Genomic DNA, 22,345 nt, shown 5'->3' with positions numbered 1-22,345 from the left:
GTGCTCCGCCAGGGGACGGTGAGCAAGCACATGCGGGGGAGCCCATGAGTACGACCGACGCCGGTTCCGCGGTGATCACCCTGACCGAGTCCGAGCTGGACCCGTGGGTGACGCACGCGTCCACGCGGCACTGGCTGACCGGCCCCGGACTGCCCTGCGACAGCGGCGTGCTGAGCTTCGCGGAGCTGAGCCGCGAGGGACTGCGCACGGTCGCCGACTCGACCGGCGACCCGGACGACCGCCTCCCGGCCGAGCTGAGCGAGCAGCTGGTGATAGGCGGACTGCTGGGCCCGGTCGGCCTGGAGACGGAATCGGTCCTGCTGGACGGCGCGACGGGCGAGATCTCGACGACGTACGTCCTGCACGACCGCCCCGACCTGATGGACCGCCGCCCCCTGGCCCCCTCGCTGCGGACGCTGGTCCGCTTCGCGGAGGCCACGGACGAACTGGCCGGTCTGCGCGGCCAGTTCGCCTCCTACGCGGGCCGCTTCGGCCTCAAGGCGGTGGCGGAGGCCTCGCAGCACCTGCTCGCGGTGTTCCGGGACGGCGCGGACGGCGAACCGGCCCCGTTCTGGAAGATGGCGGCACTGATCCGGCCCTTGTCCCTGGTGGCAGGCCGGGGCGGCGCGTCCGGCCTCTCCCTGGACCTCCCGCACCGTCTCCTGGACCAGGAGTTCGGCCCCGGCAAGGTGGCCCGCTTCGAGGACGTCGACTTCCCCGCGACCCTCACGCACGAGCCGACCCGCCGTTTCCTGCGCGAGGTGGGCCTGCCGGAGGACGCCCACGTCTTCTCCCTGGACACGGACGTTCCCCTGGCGACGCTCGCCGAGTACTACGCCGACACCGAGGCTCCGGCCGAACTCCCCGCGGGGGCCCACCGCCTGATCCGCCTCGGCCACCTGGTCGAGGACAACAGCCTGGTCGTCGACGGCGCGACGGGTGCCGTCCTGAACTGGAGCGAACCCGAGGCGACGCTGTACCCGCTGAACACGGACGTGTCGACCCTCGCCTTCACCCTCTGGCTCCTGCACCGCGAGCGTGCGATCGACGCCCAGGCGGCGCACGAGCTGACGACCGACACCTACGACCAGCTGGCCATGACGATGCTCCAGGTCCTGTCGGCAGTGGACCCCACGGGCGCCACCGCGGGCAGAACGGTCCGCCACTACTGGACGGACGCGTTCCAGGACGAGGCCGGCGGGGTGCTCTGACGAGGGTCGCCGTCAGCCGGACTTGACGGCGTTGCGGCGGCGGACGGCGAAGACCAGGCCGCCTCCGAGCACCGCGGCGGCGGCAGCCGCACCGGCGAGGAGCGGGGTGCCGTCGGATCCGGTGGTGGCGAGGCTGCCGCCGGTGGTGCTGCCGGTGGAGCCACCGGTCGTGGTGCCCTCCGAGGCCGGCGCGGACGCCGAGGGGGAGGCAGTGACGCCCGTACCACCGGCGGCCTGACCCTCCGGGTCGTTGCCGTTGCCGTTGCCGCCGTCGCCGGAGCCACCGTCGGCGCCGTCCGAGGGGCTCGGCTCCGGCTCGTAGTCGCTCGGCAGGTCGATGCTGATCACGGCGGTGTTGTTGGCCCGGTTCGCGTCGTACTTCGGGGCGATGTCGTAGACCGACGACGCCTTGACCTCGCCCTCGGTGTCCTGCGCGGACTCCTTGATCTTCAGCGTGAAGGTGTAGTCCAGGGACTGACCGACGTCGAGGGTCCCGTCCTGCGGCCAGCACACGTACTTGGGCTTGCCCGTGGTCCCCTGCGGCCCGCTCGGCCCGTCGATCCCGAACGGCGCGCAGCCCTTCGGCACTCCGACGGCGACGGTGCCCGGCGGGATCTGCACCAGCAGGCCCGGAAGGTCGTCGCTCTCCTGGTTCTGCACCCAGCCCGGGCCGTCGTTGCGCAGGGTCGCCGTCACCGACTGCTCCTCGCCCGCCAGCGCCTCGGTGTCCTCGCCGACCGCGACGAGGTCGGCGGTGTTGTCCGCGGTCAGGGTGAGCCGCCGGTAGCTTTCGTCGAATCCCTCGCCCGGGGCGTCACCGGTCGCGCTCGTGCCGTACTCGACGGACTCCATCAGTGCCTTGTCCAGCGCCTTGAACCGGACGGGCGTGGTGACGGAGGCGCCGGGTGCGATGACCGTGTCGAGCTCGCAGAGTGCCTGCCGCACCTGGTCCTCGACGGTCGAGTAGGTGCAGCCCTTCACCTGCTCGGGGAAGTCCAGCCCGCGCGTCAGACGCACCCGGAAGGTCACCCCGTCCACGGCGGCCGTGCCCTGATTGGTGAGGGTGACGGACTTGTCGTAGACCTCACCCGGCTTGGGGGCCGCGGACGGCAGGGCCGACACGACCAGTTCGGGTTCGCCCCCCTCCGCGTGCGCCAGGGGCGCGGCGACAGCGGGACCGGCGACGGCGATCACGGCAGCGGTCAGGACGGCTGCCGAGGGGCGCAGGTGCACGGTGGTTCTCCTCGTCGGGATTCCTCGTCGGCCCCGGAAGGCACGACGACCGGAGCGTGGGCTACCGGTCATGTTCTGGACACCTGAGAGGCGCTTGGGGTTGTGCGGGACTTTCCCGGGCCGGAAATCGAATGGCGCGTCGGATCCGGGCACTCGGCGGATTGCCCCGTTGCGCCCTGAACGCGCCCTTCCCCGCCCCTCAACTCCCGCACATGCTCGGGCCATGGGGGACACAGACGAGTCGAGCATCATCCCGTTACCCGACCCCGACGGACACCGGCAGCGGCCCCCTGATGCGCCGCGGCCGTGGGAGAACACCGACCGGGCACAGGCCGCGAGGGAAGGTGCCACCGGCCCGGAGCCACCCGCTCCACCGGATTGCCCCGACTGCGGGCTGACCGCTGAACGGCACGTCACCTACTACGGCGGCCATGTCCTCCTCGAACCGGGCAAGCCGGTACCCGCGCACATGGTGCCCGCCTGGCACCGCTGGTACGTGGACTCCAACGGCACGGCGTGGAACGGCCGCGAGGACGAGCCCGCACCCGGTGCGGTGTGCCGCGTCCCGCATCGCATCGCCTGCCCCGGTCTGAGCCCGGAGGAGGCGGGCATCTGGCGATGGCTGGACGCCGTACGTGCGGAAAACGCCCGCAGGGCACGGCGAAAGGCCGACGGGGACACCGGCCCGGCAGCACTTCCGAACGCCGGCTGACGCCACGGAACCCGTGTCAGCGCTCGGCGGGCTGACGCTGGAGGCCGTGGCGGGATTGGTCGACGACCGCCATGGCCACCCGGTATCAGCACATGGTGGATGCGGTGCGTACCGGTATCGCGAAGCAGGTGGACAGTCTGATCTGGCAATCTCTCAACGATTGAAGAGAAGCATCAACCTGGGCGAGGCCCCTCTCATCACTAACTTGAGTGGGGCTTTGGTGGTGGCTAGAAACTTTAGAACGTCGCATATTCAACTGAACTACGCGACATGTTGCTCAAGTTGCGGCGTATGAGGTAACAGTCGCAAACTGGAAGAGGTGTAGCGGCCCGCTATCGGTGATTGGGAGGTGCCGTGGGTACCGGAATCCGTCCTCTCGGGAATATCGCCCAACCGAGGGCTCTGTATGATCGAATAAACGAGCATCGGGCGAGCATTGGACGCTCCCCTCTCTTTTATGACAATCAACTATTTGCTGCCGCTTCCCGTCACATCGGAGACATGGCTCGCAACCCGTGGATCTACGAGGATGCGAACTCCGATGTCGCTAAGAAGCATCTAGGATCGGACGGTAGTACTCCAGGTGGTCGGATCACTGAAGCGGCTGCCGGGCGGGGGTGGGCCCCGGAACGCATGGGTGAGATCCGATACTATAACTCGCCAGTTTTTTCGATTGATTCGGCGATCAATTGGTGGCTGAACGTAAGCACGGGGCGGCATAGAGAGCTAATTGAAGAGCCGAGTTTCACGCATATGGGTGGATGCACAAAGCCAGCCGGCGGTCAAAGGTTTCTCTACGTCGTTACGTTTGCCAGGTCGCCGGTTCGGCCGATGTTTGCAGACCATAGCGGCAAGGTCCTTGATGTTCGTGACGGGTCCACTGAAAACGGGGCGCCGATCATTCAATGGGACTGGTGGGGAGGTGGAATGCAACGGTTCCGAATGGAGTCGGTAGGCGAAGGCTACATGCGTATCGTTGCGGACCATAGCGGCAAGGTCCTTGATGTTCGTGACGGGTCCACTGAAAATGGGGCGCCGATCATTCAGTGGGACTGGCGGGGAGGGCACAATCAGCAGTTCCGGCCCGAGTTTGTAGGTCCTCGCGGGCCCACCGTCTGGAAGTCCGTCAAATTGACGGCGAGGCACAGCGGAAAGGTGCTCGACATCGAAGGGATTTCAACACAAAACGGCGCCCCTCTGACTCAATGGGATTGGTGGGGCGGCGAAAATCAGCGGTGGCAGTGGAGATTCTGAGACGACTCTGGCGGGCGCGTGATCCAGCGACCTCGCTCGCTCCCGGCAAGGCTCTGTTCGACCAAGTGAGACGGCAACTGAGACGGGCGGTTGCAGGGCGGAATTCCTTCCGGCGTGCTGACCTTTCGTTTTGCCTGGTCAAGGCGATAGAGGCCGTGGCGGGATTCGAACCCACGTAACTCGCTTTGCAGGCGAGCCCCTGAACCACTCGGGCACACGGCCGTGTTTGCACTCGGTGTCATGACCGTAGGCCGGGGTGGGGTGGGGCTCAAGGGCATCGCGCGGGCTGCAATGTGACTGCCATATGCCGTTCATGAAGGGAGTGGCCGGGAAGAGGGGGGTACGACCAAGGTCCTAGGCGGCGACCGTCTTCGGACAGGGGTCAAAGTGGGGCGTGCACCTTACGCTGACGGGCATGACCGTGCCGAAGCCGCGTGGTGCCGATGTCGAGGAAGCCGCTGAACCGCCCTCCGCAGCAGAGCGGGAAGAGGGGGTACTGGGCGCGGCGTACCGGGCGTTGAGTGTCGGGATCGTCTCCGTCGTGCTGCTCATCGCCTTCGAGGCGACCGCCGTGGGGACGGCGATGCCCGTCGCGGCCCGGGAGCTGGACGGGGTGTCTCTGTACGCGTTCGCGTTCTCCGGGTACTTCACGACCAGTCTGTTCGGGATGGTGCTCTCCGGGCAGTGGTCGGACCGGCGCGGCCCGCTGGGGCCGTTGACGGCGGGCATCGCCTCCTTCGGGGCCGGACTGCTGTTGTCCGGGACCGCCGGGACGATGTGGGTGTTCATCCTGGGGCGGGCCGTGCAGGGCTTCGGCGGCGGGTTGGTGATCGTCGCGCTGTACGTCGTCGTCGGGCGGGCCTACCCGGAGCGGCTGCGGCCGTCCATCATGGCCGCGTTCGCCGCGAGCTGGGTGCTGCCGTCGATCGTCGGCCCGCTCGCCGCCGGCACGGTGACCGAGCAGTTGGGATGGCGATGGGTGTTCGTGGGGATACCCGTGCTCGTCGTCTTCCCGCTCGCGCTCGCGCTGCCGCAGCTACGGCGCCGCGCGTCCGGCCCGGCGGGACGGACCGCCGCGCAGTCCGCCACGGCGGGGACTCCCGTCGGGGCGGAGGAGCCCGCCTCCTTCGACCGCCGGCGCATCCGGCTCGCCCTGGCCATCTCCCTGGGCGCCGGACTGCTCCAGTACGCCGCCCAGGACCTGCGGCCGCTCTCCCTCCTGCCCGGTGCCGTGGGCATGGCCCTGCTCGTGCCGGCCGTGCTCGGGCTGCTGCCGCGCGGCACCTACCGGGCCGTCCGCGGGCTGCCCTCGGTCGTGCTGTTGCGCGGCGTCGCCGCCGGGTCCTTCATCGCCGCCGAGTCGTTCGTGCCGCTGATGCTCGTCACGCAGCGCGGGCTCAGTCCGACGCTGGCCGGGTTCTCGCTCGCCGCGGGCGGGGGCACGTGGGCGCTGGGCTCGTGGGTGCAGTCGCGCTCGCGAGTGGAGCCGTACCGGGAGCGGCTGACCACGGTCGGGATGCTGCTGGTGGCCGCGGCCATCGCGACGGCGCCGAGTGTGCTCGTCGATTCCGTGCCCGTCTGGACCGTGGCCGTCGCCTGGGCCTTCGGCTGCTTCGGGATGGGGCTCGTGATCTCCTCCACGAGCGTCCTGCTGCTCAAGCTCTCGGCCCCCGAGGAGGCCGGCACCAACTCCGCCGCCCTGCAGATCTCCGACGCGCTCTCCAACGTCGTCCTGCTGTCCGCCGGCGGCGCCGCCTTCGCCGCGCTCGGCGGCGGCACGCTCTCCCACGCGACCACCCACACCTCCGGCTCCCACCCGGCCGCCTTCACCGCCGTGTTCCTGCCGATGGCGGCGGTGGCCCTGGCCGGGGCCTGGGTGTCGACGCGGCTGCGGGAGCGACGGCCGTAGCACCTTCCACGCCCCTCCATGACGTCGATCTGACCGGAAAGGGACCAGGACACGGCCTACGCGCTGGTCGTCGACGTCGCCTCCGGGGCCGAGGGGGAGGTCGGGAGGATCGCGGGGCGGTTGCGGGGCTGTGACGTCGGTCCCACCCGCAGGTGCCCCGGCCCGGTCCGCGCGTTGACCGGCTCGGGGCGCCGGTAGGGTGGCCCGGTTGTCATACGTAGCCGAGCCGTCAGGCTCCCTCGCACGAGCCGCCCGACCCCCAACGGAGACCGTGACTACCACCGCCGGCACCAGTTCCGCCTCGCACCACCTGTCCCCGGCGTTCCCCGGCCGCGCCCCCTGGGGTACCGCCAGCAAGCTGCGCGCATGGCAGCAGGGTGCGATGGACAAGTACATCCAGGAGCAGCCGCGGGACTTCCTGGCGGTCGCCACCCCCGGCGCGGGCAAGACGACCTTCGCGCTGACGCTGGCCTCCTGGCTGCTGCACCACCACGTCGTCCAGCAGGTGACCGTGGTCGCCCCGACCGAGCACCTGAAGAAGCAGTGGGCGGAGGCCGCGGCCCGCATAGGGATCAAGCTCGACCCGGAGTACAGCGCCGGGCCGCTCGGCCGGGAGTACCACGGCGTCGCCGTGACGTACGCCGGTGTCGGCGTCCGGCCCATGCTCCACCGCAACCGCGTGGAACAGCGCAAGACGCTCGTCATCCTCGACGAGATCCACCACGCCGGTGACAGCAAGTCCTGGGGCGAGGCCTGCCTCGAGGCCTTCGAGCCCGCGACGCGACGGCTCGCCCTGACCGGTACGCCCTTCCGGTCCGACACCAACCCCATCCCCTTCGTGACGTACGAGGAGGGCAACGACGGGATCCGGCGCTCCGCCGCCGACTACACCTACGGCTACGGCAACGCCCTCGCGGACAACGTCGTGCGGCCCGTCATCTTCCTCTCCTACAGCGGCAACATGCGCTGGCGCACCAAGGCCGGCGACGAGATCGCCGCCCGGCTGGGCGAGCCCATGACCAAGGACGCCGTCAGCCAGGCCTGGCGGACCGCCCTCGACCCGCGCGGTGAGTGGATGCCCGCCGTGCTGCGCGCCGCCGACCAGCGGCTGACCGAGGTGCGGAAGGCCATCCCGGACGCGGGTGCGCTCGTCATCGCCGCGGACCAGGACTCCGCGCGTGCGTACGCCAAGCTGATCCGCGAGATCACCGGCAGCAAGGCCACGGTCGTGCTCTCCGACGACACCGGCGCCTCGAAGAACATCGACGACTTCAGCGCGAGCACCGACCGGTGGATGGTCGCGGTGCGCATGGTGTCCGAGGGTGTCGACGTGCCGCGGCTCGCGGTGGGCGTCTACGCCACCACCATCTCGACCCCCCTCTTCTTCGCCCAGGCCGTCGGGCGTTTCGTGCGGTCCCGGCGGCGCGGCGAGACCGCCTCGGTGTTCCTGCCGACGGTGCCAGACCTGCTCTCCTTCGCCAACGAGATGGAGCGCGAGCGCGACCACGTCCTCGACAAGCCCAAGAAGCAGGGCGAGGAGGACCCGTACGCCGAGTCCGAGAAGGAGATGGACGAGGCGAACCGGGAGCAGGACGAGGACACCGGCGAGCAGGAGCAGTTCTCCTTCGAGGCGCTGGAGTCCGACGCCGTCTTCGACCGGGTCATGTACAACGGCGCCGAGTTCGGCATGCAGGCCCACCCGGGCAGCGAGGAGGAGCAGGACTACCTCGGCATCCCGGGTCTGCTGGAGCCCGACCAGGTGCAGCTGCTGCTGCAGAAGCGGCAGGCCCGGCAGATCGCGCACAGCCGCAAGAAGCCGGACGAGGAAGCCGACCTGCTCGAAGTGCCCGCCGAGCGGCGGCCCGTGGTCTCCCACAAGGAGATGATGGAGCTGCGGCGCCAGCTCAACACGATGGTCGGCGCGTACGTCCACCAGAGCGGCAAGCCGCACGGGGTCATCCACACCGAGCTGCGGCGCGTGTGCGGAGGGCCTCCGGCGGCGGAGGCGACGGCCGGGCAGCTGCGGCAGCGGATCGCCAAGGTGCAGGAGTGGGCCACGCGGATGAAGTGACGCTCCTCGCGCGTCGCCCGCGGGTCGTGTGTGGCTGGTCGCGCCGTTCCCCGCGCCCCTGCCGGGTGCGCATACCGCCGCAAAGTCCAGCATCACGCCCCGTCCCGTGCCCGGATTCTGGACGGAGGCTTCCGCTCAGCGAACCTGCTTCGCTACTGTCCGGCTACGCACACGCCCCGTGGCAGCGCCGCCGCGGAGCGCAGCCGTGAAGCGACGCGGCCCGGACAGGCCGGGCCGCCGACCGATCGGCGGCCTCTGAAGCGCGTCACCGACGGGACTCGGTGACGCATCCGCCGACCAGGGAGCCGCCGACCTCACCACTAAGGAGTGGGCGTCGTGACCGCGGAGACCTCCCAGACGCTCGACCGGGGACTGCGGGTCCTCAAGCTGCTCGCCGACACGGACCACGGGCTGACCGTGACCGAACTCTCCCTCCGGCTGGGCGTGAACCGGACCGTCGTGTACCGGTTGCTCGCCACGCTGGAACAGCACGCCCTCATACGCCGTGACCTCGGCGGACGTGCCCGGGTCGGGCTCGGCGTGCTGCGTCTGGGGCGGCAGGTCCATCCGCTGGTGCGGGAGGCCGCGCTGCCGGCGCTGCGGTCACTGGCCGAGGACATCGGCGCGACGGCGCATCTGACCATGGTCGACGGGGCGGACGCCCTGGCCGTGGCCGTCGTGGAGCCGACCTGGACGGACTATCACGTCGCCTACCGCGCCGGGTTCCGGCATCCCCTGGACCGGGGCGCCGCCGGCAAGGCGATACTCGCGGCCCGGCAGCACCCGATGGCCGAACCCGGTTACATGCTGACCCACGGGGAGCTGGAGGCGGGCGCCTGGGGGGCCGCGGCACCGCTGCTGGGCGTGACGGGCGTCGAGGGCAGCGTGGGCGTGGTGATGCTGGCCGAGGCGGTGCCGGAACGGGTGGGGCCGCGGGTCGTCGACGCGGCCCGGGAGGTCGCGGAGGCACTGCGCTGACAGCCGGCGGTCTGCCCGTGGCGGCGGCCGGACGCGGTGTGCTGAGGCCTGGCGGTTTTTCCGCATCGGGGCGGGATGCCGTGTGCTGACGGCCGGCGGTCTGACTGTGGCGGCGGCCGGACGCGGTGTGCTGAGGCCTGGTGGTTTTTCCGCATCGGGGCGGGATGCCGTGTGCTGACGGCCGGCGGCCGGAACGCTCGGGCCCCGGGCGCTCCGGCGGCCGGAACGCTCGGGCCCCGGGCGCCCTGGTCCCGGCATCGGCGGGGGACGCCGTGTGCCGGCAGCCGGCCGTCTGCCCGCTCGGGCCCCGGGCGCCCTGGTCCCGGCGGTGTCCCCCTCCCGCGTTAGATTGATCCCGTGTTCTCTCGCCTCACGCGCCCCCAGGCCATCGCCGTCTGCGCCCTGCCCGTCGTGGCCCTGCTCGCGACGGCGGTGTTCGCGCCGCTGCCGTTCTCGGTGGCGCAGCCGGGGCTGACGGCGAACGTGCTCGGTGAGAACAAGGGCACGGAGGTGATCACCATCTCCGGTGCGCCGGTCCGGGACACCCGGGGCCAGTTGCGGATGACCACCATCGAGGCGACCTCCCCGGACACCCGGGTCTCGCTCCCCGACGTCATCGACAGCTGGTTCCGTACCGACCAGGCGGTCATGCCGCGCGACTCCGTCTACCCGAGCGGGGGCAACGTCAAGGAGATCGAGCGGCACAACGAGAAGCAGATGAAGGAGTCCCAGGACGCGGCGACGCAGGCCGCGCTGGGGTACCTCGGCCTCGACGACAAGGACGTCGAGGTCAGCCTGAAGCTCGCGGACGTGGGCGGCCCCAGCGCCGGGCTGCTCTTCTCCCTCGGGATCGTCGACAAGCTCGACGGCGACGGCACCGGCGGCGATCTCACCGGCGGCCGGGTCATCGCCGGTACGGGCACGATCGACGCGGCCGGCCGGGTCGGTGCGGTGGGGGGCGTCGCCCTCAAGACCCAGGCCGCGAGGCGGGACGGTGCCACGGTGTTCCTGGTCCCCAAGGCGGAGTGCGGGGACGCTCGCGCCGAGCTTCCGAAGGGGCTGCGGCTGATTCCGGTGACCACGCTGAAGAGCACGGTGAGTTCGCTGGTGGCCCTGGAGACGGGGAAGGGTTCCGTGCCCAGCTGTTAGTGGGCGGGGACCGGCCCGGGCCGGGTGGCGAGTTTCAGTCCGACTTCTATGAGGGTCCATCCCAGCCGCGCACGGAGGTCGTGCGGGGGTGCCGGACGGGGCCCGGCCTCGGCACGGAGTTCGGCGGCGCGGGCGTGGTGCAGGGCGAGGTGGATGTCCGGGTGCATGGCGAACCCTTCAGTCGGTGCGAACAGGGAAGGCGTGCGTGTGGATGCGGACCTGCTCGGTGCCGGGTGCGTCCTCGGCGGCGGCTCGGTCGCGGTAGGTCTCGACCAGCTCGTGCATCTTCTCGACGAGCTCGCGTGTCAGTTCCGGAGTGAGACTCAGCGTCGCGCTGCTCATGTCCCAGGAGTCGCTCCACTGCTCGGGCCATGAGCCGCGGTTGCCCAGCCAGGTGGACAGGTCCCGGGCCTGCGTGGTGGCGACCTCGTGCAGGTACAGGTCCGCCGCGCCGCGTACGGCCGGATCCGAGTCGGTGAGCAGGGCGTCGTCGAAGCGGAGGCCGTGGTGCACCGCCTTCCACCACCGCTCGCGCCCCTTGCCGTGCTCGGGGGCGTCCTCGATGAAGCCGTACTCCGCGAGTTGGCGGAGGTGGTAGCTGGTGGCTCCGCTGGACTCGTGCAGCTTCTGGGCCAGTTGCGACGCGGTTGCCGGGCCGCCGAAGCGCAGGGCGTCCAGCAGCTGCATGCGCAGGGGGTGCGCCAGTCCCCGCAGGGATCGGGCGTCGAGTTGCCGTACGGATGTGTTCTCGGGCTCGCTCACGATGCAAAGATAGCGTTGCAAAGCTTCCTTTGCAACGCTATCTTTGTAACTCACTCGTCGACGAACCCCTCCGCCACCATCCAGTCCAGCGCCACCTGGTGCGGATCCTCCCCGTCCACATCCACCTTCGCGTTGAGCGTCTGTGCCACGGCGTTGTCCAGCTTCGCCGTCACCGGGTTCAGGACCTCCGCGATCGCCGGCCACTCCTTCAGGGACTTCGCGTTGATCATCGGCGCGGCGTTGTAGTTGGGGAAGAACTTGCGGTCGTCGTCCATCACCGCCAGGTTCATGGACTTGATGCGCCCGTCGGTGGTGAACACCTCACCGAACGTGCAACTGCCCTTGTCCGTCTGGGTGTAGATGATCCCGGTGTCCATCTGCGTGATGTCCCGCGCCGGGACGTCCATGCCGTAGGCCTTCTGCATGCCCGGCAGCCCGTCCGCCCGGTTCGCGAACTCGACCTCCACGCAGAGCTTCACGGCCCCCGGGTCGGACTTCGCCAGCTTCGCCACCTCCGACATGGTCTTCGTGCCGTACCTCTTCGCGTTCTGCCGGTTCATCGCCAGCGCGTAGGTGTTGTCGAGTCTCGACGGCGGCAGCCAGACCAGCCCGTTCTTCGCGTCCTCCTTCTTCACCGCGTCCCACTGCGCCTGCGGATCGGTGATCGGCTTGCTGTGCCCGAGGTACGTGATCCAGGCCGTGCCGGTGTACTCGTACCCGGCGTCCGCGTCGCCCTTGCGGACCGCCTCACGGCTGCCGATGGAGCCCTGGATGCCGGTGCGGTCGATCACGTCCGCTCCGGCCGCCTGGAACGCGATGCCCATGATCGAGCCGAGGATCAGCTGCTCGGTGAACGACTTCGACGTCACGGTCAGTTGCGCGCCCTTCAGCGGCTCACCCCGGCCGATCGAGCCCGGCTTCACGTCGTCGGTCAGGGGAGAGCCGCTGGTCAGGCCGCACCCGGCCGCCGCCAGCAGCAGGCCGGCGGACGCCAGGCACGTACGCCCTCTCACGGCTGCAACCCCCGCGGCCGCAGCAGCAGTTCGACGATCGACGCCAGCCAGTCCACCAGCAGCGCCAGCACCACCGTGAGGACCGATCCCAGCACCAGCACCGGCATCCGCTGGTTGGTGATGCCGGTCGTGATCAGCACGCCGAGGCCACCGCCCCCGCCGAAGACCGCCAGGGTCGCCGTACCGACGTTCAGGACGAGGGCCGTGCGCACGCCCGCGAGGATCAACGGGACCGCGAGCGGGAGTTCCACCCGGGTCAGCACCCCCGTGGGGGACATGCCGATGCCGCGGGCCGCCTCCAGCAGGGTCGGGTCGTTCGCCTTCAGGCCCGTGATCGTGTTGGCGAGCACCGGCAGGATGGCGTAGATGATCATGCCGATCAGGGCGGCCCTGCGGCCGATGCCCAGCCAGATCACCAGGAGGGCGAGCAGGCCGATCGCCGGGGTCGCCTGGCCCGTGTTGGCGAACGCCATCGCCACCGGGGTGGCCCTGCGCAGCGCCCCGCGGGTCAGCAGGATGCCCAGCGGGATCGCGATGATCAGCACGAAGAACGTGGAGATCGCGGTCAGTTGGATGTGCTGCCACAGAGCCTTGGTGACCTGGCCGCCCGACAGGGCGTTGCGGGTGAGCGCGTCCAGGTCGGCCTGCCGGAACCAGAGCCAGGTGGCGAGCAGCACGGCGATCAGGGCGGCCGGCAGGAACGTCAGCTTCTGCCAGGTCAGACGGGCGGGCGGGCGCTTTGCCTGGGGCGCCTCCGCGACGGGCCCGGAGGTCCCCCCGACCTCCGTGGCGGTCACCGCTTCCCTCCCGGGACGCCCACGCCCGCCGGGCCCGCGGCCCCCTCCTGCTCGGCGTGCGTCTGCGAGGCCCGCAGCGACTCCAGTTCGTGCTGGTGCTCCATCGCGTCGAGCCGGTCCGCCTCCAGCATCTCGTGCACGGAGTTCATCAGGGTCCCCATGTCGACGACACCCGTGTACTCGCCGCGCCGTCCGGTCACCGCCACCCGCCCGGCGTTGTCGGTGAGCACCGCCTCCAGCGCGTCGCGCAGGGTCGCGTCCCGGGTGACCGTGTCGCTCACCAGCGTCCCGGCGCGGGCCAGCGACCCCCGGGCCCGCATCAGATCCCCGCGCCGCAGCCACTTGTAGGGACGGCCGCGCCGGTCGAGCAGCAGGATCTCGTTGCTGCCGCTGCTCCGCAGCACGTTGAAGATCTCCTGCAGCGGGTCGTCGACCGTGACCGTCGGATAGTCGGTGATCTCCACGTCCCGTACGCGGGTCAGGTTCAGGCGCTTCAGCGCCGCACCGGCGCCCACGAACCCCGACACGAAGTCGTCCGCCGGGTTGGTGAGGATCGCCTCGGGGGCGTCGAACTGCGCGATGTGCGACCGCTCGCGCAGCACGGCGATCCGGTCGCCGATCTTGATCGCCTCGTCGAAGTCGTGGGTGACGAAGACGATCGTCTTGTGCAGCTCGTGCTGCAGCCGGATCAGCTCGTCCTGGAGGTGCTCACGGGTGATCGGGTCCACCGCCCCGAACGGCTCGTCCATCAGCAGCACCGGGGGATCGGCGGCCAGCGCCCGGGCCACGCCCACACGCTGCTGCTGTCCGCCGGAGAGCCGGCGCGGGTAGCGGCCGTGGAACTCCCCGGGGTCGAGGCCGACGAGGTCGAGGAGCTCCTCGGTCCGCTCCTTGATCCGTGCCTTCGGCCAGCCGATCATCCTCGGAACGATCCCGATGTTCTGCGCCACCGTCATGTGCGGGAAAAGGCCGGCGGACTGGATGGCGTAGCCGACCCTGCGGCGCAGCTTGACCGGATCCATGTCGGTGACGTCCTCGCCGCCGATGCGGATGCGGCCGCCGGTCGGCTCGATCAGCCGGTTGATCATCTTGAGCGTGGTGGACTTCCCGCAGCCCGAGGGGCCGACCAGGACGACGACCTCGCCCGCCTTGATCTGCATGCTCACGTTGTCCACGGCCGGCTGCGCACTGCCGGGGTAGCGCTTGGTCAGGCTCTCCAGCTCGATGGAGGCGCCGTGGTCGCCGGTCTCAGGCACGGATCCCCCTGGGAATGGTCAGCCGTCCGATCAGGACGTACGCGGCGTCGAACAGCAGCGCCAGGATGATGATGCCGAGCGTGCCCGCGAGGACCTGGTTGAGCGCGTTGGCGCTGCCCAGCGAGGCGAGGCCGCGGAAGATGACGTTGCCGAGGCCCGGGCCGGAGGCGTACGCCGCGATGGCCGCGATGCCCATCAGCATCTGGGTGGAGACGCGGATCCCGGTCAGGACGGGCGGCCAGGCCAGCGGCAGCTCGATCCGCACCAGCCGGGCCGGCCGGGACATCCCGATGCCGGTGGCCGCGTCCACCAGCGCCGGATCGACACCGCGCAGCCCGACGATCGCGTTGCGCACGACCGGCAGCAGCCCGTACAGCGTCAGTGCGATCACCGTGGGCGGCACTCCGAGGCCCACGAGGGGGATGAGCAGACCGATCAGGGCGAGCGCCGGCACGGTCAGGACGGTGGCGGTGGTCGTGGTCGCGAGGTTCCCGGCCCACTCGCTGCGGTAGGTGACCACGCCGATCAGCACCCCGAGCGCCGTCGCGACGACCATGCACTGGAAGACCACGCTCGCGTGCTGGTAGGCGTCCGTGAGCAGCTGCTGGTGCCGGCTGACCAGGTACTCCCAGAAGTTCACACGCGCTCACCCCTACACGTCAGGTCTCCTGCGCCACGTGTCAGGTCTCCTCCGCGGCCTGCTCCACGAGCGGGATGATCCGCAGCGGAACGGGGTTCTCCATGACGATCGCCGTGGAGGCCCGGACGATGCCATCAAAACCGACGACCCGGTCGATCACACGCTGGAGATCGGCGTTGGAGCGGGCCACGAGACGGCACAACATGTCCCCGGTGCCGGTGGTGGTGTGCAGCTCCAGCACCTCCGGCACGGTCGCCAAGTGCGCCCGTACGTCGGCCCCTTGCCCCTGCCGGATCTGCAGCGTCGCGAACGCCGTGACGGGGTAGCCGAGCGCGGCCGGGTCCACCTGCGGACCGAATCCGCGGATGACTCCGTTCGACTGAAGCCGGTCCAGCCGCGCCTGTGCGGTGCCCCGGGCCACCCCCAGCCGCCGGGACATCTCCAGCACCCCGATCCGCGGCTCCCGGGCCAGCAGCAGAATGATCCGTCCGTCCAGATGATCGATCGCCACAGCAGCCTCCCGGCATGGTCATCCTGTACAGAAGGGCCGAGAATACGCCCGCATTGCTGAACAGATTGCCCAGCTGAAACGCAAACTATTGCGCACCTTGCCGGTCGGGGAGACCCTGCGGCTATGACGCAGACCACACACCACACTCCCGACACCGCCCGGCAGGCCGACCCCTTCCCGGTCAAGGGAATGGACGCGGTCGTCTTCGCCGTGGGCAACGCCAAGCAGGCGGCGCACTACTACTCCACCGCCTTCGGCATGAAGCTGGTCGCCTACTCCGGACCGGAGAACGGCAGCCGCGAGACCGCGAGCTACGTGCTGGAGAACGGCTCCGCCCGCTTCGTCCTCACCTCGGTCATCAAGCCCACCACCGAATGGGGCCACTTCCTCGCGAAGCACGTGGCCGAGCACGGCGACGGCGTCGTCGACCTCGCCATCGAGGTCCCGGACGCGCGCGCCGCCTACGCCTACGCCCTGGAGCACGGAGCCCGCTCCGTCGCCGAGCCGTACGAGCAGAAGGACGACCACGGCACGGTCGTCCTGGCCGCCATCGCCACCTACGGCGAGACCCGCCACACCCTGGTCGAGCGCTCCGGCTACGACGGCCCCTACCTGCCCGGCTACGTCGCGGCCAGGCCGATGGTCGAGCCGCCCGCCCAGCGCACCTTCCAGGCGATCGACCACTGCGTCGGCAACGTCGAGCTCGGCAAGATGAACGAGTGGGTCGGCTTCTACAACAAGGTCATGGGCTTCACGAACATGAAGGAGTTCGTGGGCGACGACATCGCCACCGAGTACAGCGCGCTGATGTCCAAGGTCGTCGCCGACGGCACGCTCAAGGTCAAGTTCCCGATCAACGAACCGGCCATCGCCAAGAAGAAGTCCCAGATCGACGAGTACCTGGAGTTCTACGGCGGCGCGGGCGTGCAGCACATCGCGCTCAACACGGGCGACATCGTGCAGACGGTCCGCACGATGCGCGCGGCCGGCGTCGAGTTCCTCAACACGCCCGACTCCTACTACGACACGCTGGGGGAGTGGGTCGGCGAGACCCGCGTCCCGATCGACACCCTGCGGGAGCTGAAGATCCTCGCCGACCGCGACGAGGACGGCTACCTGCTGCAGATCTTCACCAAGCCGGTCCAGGACCGTCCGACGGTCTTCTTCGAGATCATCGAACGCCACGGCTCCATGGGCTTCGGCAAGGGCAACTTCAAGGCCCTGTTCGAGGCGATCGAGCGCGAGCAGGAGCGCCGCGGCAACCTGTAGCCGCCGGTGCCGCCGGTGCCGCCGGTGCCGCCGGTGCGGCCGGTGCGGCCGATGCCGCGGGTGCCGTCGCTGCCGCGGGTCGTCCGGGTGTCACGGGTCGTGCGGGTGTCACGGGGCACCCGCACGACCGGCCAACGCCGAGCTGCACCTGGTTGCGCCGCGGCAGCCGAAGGGCGCCGCCGACGGGGTTCACATCCGATGGCCCCGGGTGCGAACCTGTGATCATGAGCCGTATCGAAGCGCCCCGCTCCGAGGACACCGCAGCGACCGGCGACCTCGTGGACCTGCTGCTCGGCGGCCTCCCCGCCGAAGCGGTCCTCACCGACCCCGACGTCACGGCCTCCTACGCCAACGACATGGCGAGCTTCTGCCCGGCCGGCAGCCCGGCCGTGGTCGTGCTGCCCCGCACGACCGAGCAGGTCCAGCACGTGATGCGCACCGCCACCGCCCTGCGCGTCCCCGTCGTCCCGCAGGGCGCCCGCACCGGACTGTCCGGCGCCGCCAACGCCTCCGACGGCTGCATCGTGCTGTCCCTGACGAAGATGGACCGGATCCTGGAGATCAACCCGGTCGACCGCATCGCCGTCGTCGAGCCCGGAGTCGTCAACGCCGCCCTGTCCCGGGCCGTCGGCGAACACGGCCTCTACTACCCGCCGGACCCCTCCAGCTGGGAGATGTGCACCATCGGCGGCAACATCGGCACGGCCTCCGGCGGCCTGTGCTGCGTCAAGTACGGCGTCACCGCCGAGTACGTCCTCGGCCTCGACGTCGTCCTCGCCGACGGACGCCTGATGTCCACCGGCCGCCGCACCGCCAAGGGCGTCGCAGGCTACGACCTGACCCGGCTGTTCGTCGGCTCCGAGGGCTCGCTCGGCATCGTCGTACGGGCCGTCCTCGGGCTGCGCCCCAAGCCGCCCGAGCAACTGGTGCTGGCCGCCGAGTTCGCCTCGGCCGCCGCGGCCTGTGACGCCGTGTGCCGGATCATGGAGGGCGGCCACGTCCCGTCACTCCTCGAACTCATGGACCGTACGACGGTCAAGGCCGTCAACGCCATGGCGCAGATGGGCCTCCCCGAGAGCACCGAGGCCCTGCTGCTGGCCGCGTTCGACACCACCGCCCCGGCCGCCGACCTCGCCGCCGTCGGCGCCCTGTGCGAGGCGGCCGGCGCCACCCAGGTCGTCCCCGCCGACGACGTGACCGAGTCCGAACTGCTGCTCCAGGCCCGGCGGTTGTCCCTCACCGCGTTGGAGGCGGTCAAGGGCGTGACGATGATCGACGACGTGTGCGTGCCCCGCTCCCGGCTCGCCGAGATGCTCGAAGGGGTGGACCGGATCGCCCAGAAGTACCAGCTCACCATCGGTGTCGTCGCCCACGCGGGCGACGGCAACACCCATCCGACGGTCTGTTTCGATCCGGCGGACCCCGACGAGTCCCGGCGTGCCCGCGAGTCCTTCGACGAGATCATGGCCCTCGGCCTGGAACTCGGCGGCACCATCACCGGCGAGCACGGCGTCGGCGTCCTGAAGAAGGAATGGCTGGCGCGCGAGATCGGCCCCGTGGGCATGGAGATGCAGCGGGCCGTCAAGCAGGCCTTCGACCCGCTGAACATCCTGAACCCGGGCAAGCTCTTCTGAGGCCGGCCGCTCACTGGGCGAGCAGCTGGGCCAGCTCGTCGTCCAGCCCGAGCTGCTCACCCTCCGTCCCCGGCGGCACCACCCGCAGCGTCCGCTCCAGCCAGGCCGACACCGCCGCCGCCGGAGCCTCCAGCAGGGCGTCCCCGTCGGGTGAACTCAGCGCCATCAGCACGACGCCGCGCCCCTCGGTCTTCGTCGGCCACACCCGCACGTCCCCCTGCCCGCAGGGCCGGAACACACCCTCCACCATCAGCTCCCGGGCGAACGTCCAGTGCACCGGGTGCTCGGTGTCGACGTGGAAGGTGACGTGAACGGCGTAGGGGTCGTCGGTGAGGTACCCGAGCCGGGCAGGCACCGGGATCCTGCGCTCGGGCGACAGGACGAGTTTCAGTTCCAGTTCCCGCTCCACGACGGTCCGCATGGCGGTCTTCCCTTCTCCTGACGGCTGCCCGTGAGGGCCGGTCAGCAGGAGAGAGCGGGGCGCGGCCGCGGCATTACGCGCCTTGCCGGAAGTTTTTTCGCAGGGGGACCCGCCCGCAGCGGTGCGGTGCGTAGCACATCGGTGCTCGAAAGGGGTGGTTCCGGTGGGAGCGGCGGTGGGGCTTGCGCTCGTCTGATAGATGTGGAGGCCCCCATTTGGCCCCCGAGCAGATACGGGACGACGGACATGAGCGCCCCAACCCCGGCCCCCGGTGACGACAGGCCCCGCGAAGGGTATTACCCGGACCCGTCCATTCCTGGATATGTCCGGTACTGGAACGGTGCCTCCTGGGTGCCGGGCACCAGCCGGCCGGCCCCTGGGGACGGCGAGTCGCTCGCGCCACCGCCCGGCGCGGGGGCGGCGCAGCCCGGCTCGGTCGAGGAGACCGGCCCGCACTTCTTCGACGAGGACCCCGTCGAGGAGCCGGCCGGGTCGCAGTCCGCCGCCGACGCCCAGCACGGCAGCCGTCCCGAACCGGCCTCCGCCTGGGGCGCCGACCGCTCCCGGCAGTCCGGCTTCGGCGGCGACCAGGACCGCCGCGTCTCGTGGGGCGCGCCGCAGGGGGCACAGGGCGCGGTCCCGCAGGGCGCCCGTGGTGGCGACCCGAGGCTGCCGCACGCCGACCAGCGGCCCGACGGGGAGCCCGCCCGCGGCGACGGCACGGCGGACGTCCCCCCGGCCGACCGGGAGGCGCAGGCCGCGGCGGGGGGCAGCACGTTCGTGTTCCGCCGCCCGACGGGAAATCCCGGGGGAGGGGCGGCCCCGGCCGATGCCCCCGACGACGGCACGATGACGTTCCGCGCGGTGCCCCCGCGCTCGGGCCCGGCCGGTGGAGGTTCGAAACCGGCCGGGGGACCGGACCGCGGCGCGGCCGGTGCCGGGTTCGGCGCGCAGCGCGGCACCGGTGGCTCCGGGAGCGGTTCCTCAGGTCCGGGTTTCGGACCGGCGGGTGCGGGCGGTTCGGCGGCGTCCGGGTTCGGTACGCAGGGCGGGGCCGGCGGTTCCGGCTTCGGGCCGGCCGGGTCCGGTGGCGACTCGGCGGCGTCCGGTTCCGCGGGACAGGCCGGGGCGGCCGGCGGTGGCTTCGGGCCGGCCGGCTCGGGCAGTGGCCCGGCGGCACCCGCCTTCGGCGGCCGGCCCGGTTCGACGGGCTCCGGCGGGAGCCCGTCGGGACCCGCGTTCGGCGCGCAGGGCGGGCCGGCCGGTTCCGGGAGCGGCTCCGCGGGGCCCGGCTTCGGCGCCGGCAAGGCGGCCGCCGCCCGGGCCTCCGCCGCCCAGGTCTCCGGGGCCTCCCCGACGGCACTGTCCGGACCCCAGGCCGCCCCGACCGTCCCTCCGCAGTCCGGCGTGCCCGGCAGTGCCCAACCCGCCGCCTCCGCCCCTCTCAGTCCCGGGCCCGGCGGCGGCCAGTCCTCCTGGGCGCAGCAGGTGCACCGGCTCGCCGGATCGGGAGGCGGTGACGAGCAGCCCGTCGCGCCCTGGAAGCCGCCGGTCGAGGACGTGTTCCAGGCGGCTGCCCGGCGCCAGGCCGAGGCCCGCCCCGCCGGACTCGGCAAGCGGCTCGTCGCCCGGCTGCTGGACACCGTCGTCCTCGCCGCCCTCACCGCCACGGCCGCCGTACCGCTCGGCACCAAGGCGATCGACCACGTCGAGGGGAAGATCGACGCGGCCAGGCTGTCCGGCGAGACCGTCACGGTCTGGCTGCTCGACGGCACCACCTCGGTCTACCTCGGCATCATCCTGGCCGTCCTGCTGCTCGCCGGTGTCCTGTGCGAGGTGCTGCCCACCGCCAAGTGGGGCCGCACCCTCGGCAAGAGACTGATGGGCCTCGAAGTCCGGGACATCGAGGGGCACGACTCCCCGGAGTTCGGCGCGGCCCTGCGCCGCTGGCTGGTCTACAGCGTGCCCGGGCTCCTCGTCGTCGGGATCCTCGGCATGGCCTGGTGCCTCTTCGACCGGCCCTGGCGCCAGTGCTGGCACGACAAGGCAGCACACACGTTCGTCGCGGGCTGAGCTCCCTCGGACAGCCGTCTGCCGGATGCGGAGGCCGGGGGTTCGCGGTCGACTCGGCCCATGAGCAGTGAACCGCCCCCCGGCTCGGGTCAGCAGCCGCCGGAAGACGACCCGTTCAGGAAGCGCCCCCCGAACGAGCAGCCCGGCGACGGCACCGGCACGCCCCACGGCAGCGAACCCCCGCCGTCCGGGGGCGGCCCGGGCGACCCCTACGGCCCGGGTGGCCCCGGCGGCCCGGGTGGTCCCGGCGGTGGCCCGGGCGGCGGCTTCGGGGGCGGTTCGCCAGGCGGTGGCGGTCCCCCCGGTGGCGGCGGCCCCTACGGCGGTGATCCGTACGGCGGCGGCTCCTACCCCACCGACCCCCTCGCCGGCATGCCCCCGCTCGCCGACAGCGTCCAGCGCACGCTCGCGCGCATCATCGACATGATCCTGGTGGGTGCCGTCGTCTGGCTGCTCACCTGGGGATTCAACGTCGACGAGTACGACGTGGACAGCGACCGCATCGAGCTCGGCAGGTCGCTCTGGCAGTCGGCGGTCGCCGCTGTCCTCTACATCGCCTACGACACCGTCCTGACCGCGAGCACCGGCCAGACCCTCGGCAAGAAGCTGCTGCGCATGCGCGTGGCCAACCTGGACAACGGTGCGACGCCCTCCGTGCAGATCGCGCTGACGCGCGCCGCGGTGCTGTGGATCCCGTTCGCCTTCTGCTGCTTCTGCTTCTGGATCGCGATCGCGGGCGGCTGGAGCTACTTCGACCGGCCCTACAAGCAGGGCCTGCACGACAAGGCAGCCAAAACGGTCGTGGTCAGCACCAGATGAGGCGGCTGGGGAACGGCAGGAGGTAAAGAAAGGTCAGCGGGCGGTCAGGAAGCCGCCCGTTCGCGCACCGGCTCCGGGGCCGGTGCCGGGACCGAGGCCCGGAGCGGTTCGGGGGGCGCGGGCTGAGCCACCGCGGCGGGACGCTTCCCGGGCAGCGGCACGGTCATGGCGACCAGCAACCCGAGGGCGAGCGCCGCGAGGGCGACGACCGCGATCCCCGCGCCCGAACTCGTCTGGGACAGCAGCAGCATGGCGAGGGTCGAGAAGATCACGGTGCACGAACCGTAGGCGAGCTGTGCGGCAGTCGGACGGGGCATGGCCATCATGTCCTCGAATGTGGGGTCCACGGGGTGTCGGCCCGGCATTGCGCCGACTTGAGGGCGTTCCGCCGAACGACATTCTCTCGGGCAGGGTGCCCGACCGGAACCGACGGTAAGCGTGACCTAACCAACAAGGGCGGTGCACAGGGGGCGCACGGAGTCATGACGTCCACGTGGTGGACATATCCACGCGCCCGCACGGCCGGTGGGGAGGGGCCACACGACAACCGTTCGGTTGTCCGTAAAACGAACGCTGCCTCCGCATAGTGCACTTGACCTGTCCAAGTCAAGGTCTGTCTTTTCTTCTAAACCT

General features: G+C 71.0%; 21 protein-coding genes and 1 tRNA gene. 11 read left to right on the top strand and 11 right to left on the bottom strand.

What is annotated here, in order from left to right; genetic code table 11:
• The first annotated feature begins 44 nt into the window (after positions 1-44).
• A complete protein-coding gene (locus tag ACZ7EG_RS04695) occupies positions 45-1,211 on the top strand; it encodes an SUKH-4 family immunity protein (protein ID WP_471072196.1) in 1,167 nt (388 codons plus the stop codon).
• Between the two features lie 12 nt (positions 1,212-1,223).
• Here ACZ7EG_RS04695 and ACZ7EG_RS04690 read toward each other — a convergent pair whose 3' ends face one another.
• Entirely contained in the window at positions 1,224-2,444 is a 1,221-nt protein-coding gene (locus ACZ7EG_RS04690) for an LPXTG cell wall anchor domain-containing protein (protein ID WP_471072193.1), read from the bottom strand.
• A 223-nt stretch (positions 2,445-2,667) separates the two neighbouring features.
• Between ACZ7EG_RS04690 and ACZ7EG_RS04685 the strand changes: the two genes are divergently transcribed.
• Both ACZ7EG_RS04685 and ACZ7EG_RS04680 read left to right on the top strand, forming a co-directional pair.
• Complete coding sequence (locus tag ACZ7EG_RS04685) at positions 2,668-3,156, top strand: DUF6083 domain-containing protein (protein WP_471072190.1); 489 nt, start codon at positions 2,668-2,670, stop codon at positions 3,154-3,156.
• A gap of 354 nt (positions 3,157-3,510) precedes the next feature.
• Positions 3,511-4,410, top strand: a complete 900-nt coding sequence (locus ACZ7EG_RS04680; RefSeq protein WP_471072187.1) for an RICIN domain-containing protein — start codon at positions 3,511-3,513, stop codon at positions 4,408-4,410.
• Between the two features lie 150 nt (positions 4,411-4,560).
• Here ACZ7EG_RS04680 and ACZ7EG_RS04675 read toward each other — a convergent pair.
• Positions 4,561-4,632, bottom strand: a tRNA-Cys gene (locus ACZ7EG_RS04675).
• 193 nt (positions 4,633-4,825) lie between these two features.
• Here ACZ7EG_RS04675 and ACZ7EG_RS04670 point away from each other — a divergent pair.
• From ACZ7EG_RS04670 to ACZ7EG_RS04655, 4 genes are all read left to right on the top strand, one after another.
• Positions 4,826-6,319, top strand: coding sequence for an MFS transporter (locus tag ACZ7EG_RS04670; protein ID WP_471072184.1), 1,494 nt, complete (start codon positions 4,826-4,828; stop codon positions 6,317-6,319).
• A gap of 271 nt (positions 6,320-6,590) precedes the next feature.
• Positions 6,591-8,390 carry a DEAD/DEAH box helicase gene (locus tag ACZ7EG_RS04665; RefSeq protein WP_471072181.1) on the top strand — a complete coding sequence of 600 codons (1,800 nt, stop codon included), beginning with the start codon at positions 6,591-6,593 and terminating at the stop codon, positions 8,388-8,390.
• Between the two features lie 336 nt (positions 8,391-8,726).
• Positions 8,727-9,368, top strand: coding sequence for an IclR family transcriptional regulator (locus ACZ7EG_RS04660; protein WP_471072178.1), 642 nt, complete (start codon positions 8,727-8,729; stop codon positions 9,366-9,368).
• Positions 9,369-9,725: 357 nt separating this feature from the next.
• Positions 9,726-10,517 carry a S16 family serine protease gene (locus ACZ7EG_RS04655; RefSeq protein ID WP_471072175.1) on the top strand — a complete coding sequence of 264 codons (792 nt, stop codon included), beginning with the start codon at positions 9,726-9,728 and terminating at the stop codon, positions 10,515-10,517.
• Here the strand turns inward: ACZ7EG_RS04655 and ACZ7EG_RS04650 are convergent.
• The 7 genes from ACZ7EG_RS04650 to ACZ7EG_RS04620 are packed head-to-tail and all read right to left on the bottom strand — an operon-like array spanning position 10,514 to position 15,496.
• Complete coding sequence (locus tag ACZ7EG_RS04650) at positions 10,514-10,684, bottom strand: hypothetical protein (RefSeq protein WP_471072172.1); 171 nt, start codon at positions 10,682-10,684, stop codon at positions 10,514-10,516. The two genes, ACZ7EG_RS04655 and ACZ7EG_RS04650, sit on opposite strands and share 4 nt — an antisense overlap.
• 10 nt (positions 10,685-10,694) lie before the next feature.
• Complete coding sequence (locus ACZ7EG_RS04645; RefSeq protein ID WP_471072490.1) at positions 10,695-11,282, bottom strand: ArsR/SmtB family transcription factor; 588 nt, start codon at positions 11,280-11,282, stop codon at positions 10,695-10,697.
• Positions 11,283-11,329: 47 nt separating this feature from the next.
• The gene (locus ACZ7EG_RS04640; protein ID WP_471072169.1) at positions 11,330-12,292 is read right to left on the bottom strand and encodes a glycine betaine ABC transporter substrate-binding protein; all 963 of its coding nucleotides are present in this window, start codon (positions 12,290-12,292) and stop codon (positions 11,330-11,332) included.
• Entirely contained in the window at positions 12,289-13,089 is an 801-nt protein-coding gene (locus ACZ7EG_RS04635) for an ABC transporter permease (RefSeq protein ID WP_471072166.1), read from the bottom strand. Before ACZ7EG_RS04635 ends, ACZ7EG_RS04640 begins: the two co-directional genes overlap by 4 nt.
• The gene (locus ACZ7EG_RS04630; protein ID WP_471072162.1) at positions 13,086-14,345 is read right to left on the bottom strand and encodes a betaine/proline/choline family ABC transporter ATP-binding protein; all 1,260 of its coding nucleotides are present in this window, start codon (positions 14,343-14,345) and stop codon (positions 13,086-13,088) included. The genes ACZ7EG_RS04635 and ACZ7EG_RS04630 overlap by 4 nt, the downstream gene beginning before the upstream one ends.
• The gene (locus ACZ7EG_RS04625; protein WP_471072159.1) at positions 14,338-14,985 is read right to left on the bottom strand and encodes an ABC transporter permease; all 648 of its coding nucleotides are present in this window, start codon (positions 14,983-14,985) and stop codon (positions 14,338-14,340) included. The genes ACZ7EG_RS04630 and ACZ7EG_RS04625 overlap by 8 nt, the downstream gene beginning before the upstream one ends.
• A 40-nt stretch (positions 14,986-15,025) precedes the next feature.
• Positions 15,026-15,496 carry an Lrp/AsnC family transcriptional regulator gene (locus tag ACZ7EG_RS04620; RefSeq protein WP_031140050.1) on the bottom strand — a complete coding sequence of 157 codons (471 nt, stop codon included), beginning with the start codon at positions 15,494-15,496 and terminating at the stop codon, positions 15,026-15,028.
• A 123-nt stretch (positions 15,497-15,619) separates the two neighbouring features.
• Here ACZ7EG_RS04620 and hppD point away from each other — a divergent pair, with 123 nt between their 5' ends.
• Together hppD and ACZ7EG_RS04610 are read left to right on the top strand one after the other, a co-directional pair.
• Complete coding sequence (hppD, locus tag ACZ7EG_RS04615; protein ID WP_471072155.1) at positions 15,620-16,765, top strand: 4-hydroxyphenylpyruvate dioxygenase; 1,146 nt, start codon at positions 15,620-15,622, stop codon at positions 16,763-16,765.
• A 218-nt stretch (positions 16,766-16,983) separates the two neighbouring features.
• Positions 16,984-18,399, top strand: a complete 1,416-nt coding sequence (locus tag ACZ7EG_RS04610; protein WP_471072152.1) for an FAD-binding oxidoreductase — start codon at positions 16,984-16,986, stop codon at positions 18,397-18,399.
• A 10-nt stretch (positions 18,400-18,409) separates the two neighbouring features.
• On the opposite strand, the gene ACZ7EG_RS04605 is transcribed toward ACZ7EG_RS04610, so the two are convergent.
• The gene (locus ACZ7EG_RS04605; RefSeq protein WP_471072149.1) at positions 18,410-18,820 is read right to left on the bottom strand and encodes an SsgA family sporulation/cell division regulator; all 411 of its coding nucleotides are present in this window, start codon (positions 18,818-18,820) and stop codon (positions 18,410-18,412) included.
• A 246-nt stretch (positions 18,821-19,066) separates the two neighbouring features.
• Between ACZ7EG_RS04605 and ACZ7EG_RS04600 the strand changes: the two genes are divergently transcribed.
• Together ACZ7EG_RS04600 and ACZ7EG_RS04595 are read left to right on the top strand one after the other, a co-directional pair.
• Positions 19,067-20,893: an RDD family protein gene (locus ACZ7EG_RS04600; RefSeq protein ID WP_471072146.1), complete on the top strand. Its 1,827-nt coding sequence runs from the start codon at positions 19,067-19,069 to the stop codon at positions 20,891-20,893.
• Between the two features lie 60 nt (positions 20,894-20,953).
• Positions 20,954-21,712 carry an RDD family protein gene (locus tag ACZ7EG_RS04595; protein WP_471072143.1) on the top strand — a complete coding sequence of 253 codons (759 nt, stop codon included), beginning with the start codon at positions 20,954-20,956 and terminating at the stop codon, positions 21,710-21,712.
• A 44-nt stretch (positions 21,713-21,756) separates the two neighbouring features.
• Here the strand turns inward: ACZ7EG_RS04595 and ACZ7EG_RS04590 are convergent, their stop codons facing one another.
• Entirely contained in the window at positions 21,757-22,035 is a 279-nt protein-coding gene (locus tag ACZ7EG_RS04590; RefSeq protein ID WP_471072487.1) for a hypothetical protein, read from the bottom strand.
• Positions 22,036-22,345 lie beyond the last annotated feature (310 nt).

The sequence above is a fragment of the Streptomyces sp. NPDC037100 genome (genome assembly GCF_055606225.1).
The sequence above is the reverse complement of the archived record's forward strand: the minus strand, read 5'-3'. Positions and strand labels throughout refer to the sequence as shown.

Bases quoted from the DNA above. Each gene is read 5' to 3' on its own strand.
- hppD (WP_471072155.1), top strand. From the start codon at position 15,620: ATGACGCAGACCACACACCACACTCCCGACACCGCCCGGCAGGCCGAC.
- ACZ7EG_RS04685 (WP_471072190.1), top strand. From the start codon at position 2,668: ATGGGGGACACAGACGAGTCGAGCATCATCCCGTTACCCGACCCCGAC.
- ACZ7EG_RS04595 (WP_471072143.1), top strand. From the start codon at position 20,954: ATGAGCAGTGAACCGCCCCCCGGCTCGGGTCAGCAGCCGCCGGAAGAC.
- ACZ7EG_RS04600 (WP_471072146.1), top strand. From the start codon at position 19,067: ATGAGCGCCCCAACCCCGGCCCCCGGTGACGACAGGCCCCGCGAAGGG.
- ACZ7EG_RS04695 (WP_471072196.1), top strand. From the start codon at position 45: ATGAGTACGACCGACGCCGGTTCCGCGGTGATCACCCTGACCGAGTCC.
- ACZ7EG_RS04670 (WP_471072184.1), top strand. From the start codon at position 4,826: ATGACCGTGCCGAAGCCGCGTGGTGCCGATGTCGAGGAAGCCGCTGAA.
- ACZ7EG_RS04590 (WP_471072487.1), bottom strand. From the start codon at position 22,035: ATGGCCATGCCCCGTCCGACTGCCGCACAGCTCGCCTACGGTTCGTGC.
- ACZ7EG_RS04605 (WP_471072149.1), bottom strand. From the start codon at position 18,820: ATGCGGACCGTCGTGGAGCGGGAACTGGAACTGAAACTCGTCCTGTCG.
- ACZ7EG_RS04650 (WP_471072172.1), bottom strand. From the start codon at position 10,684: ATGCACCCGGACATCCACCTCGCCCTGCACCACGCCCGCGCCGCCGAA.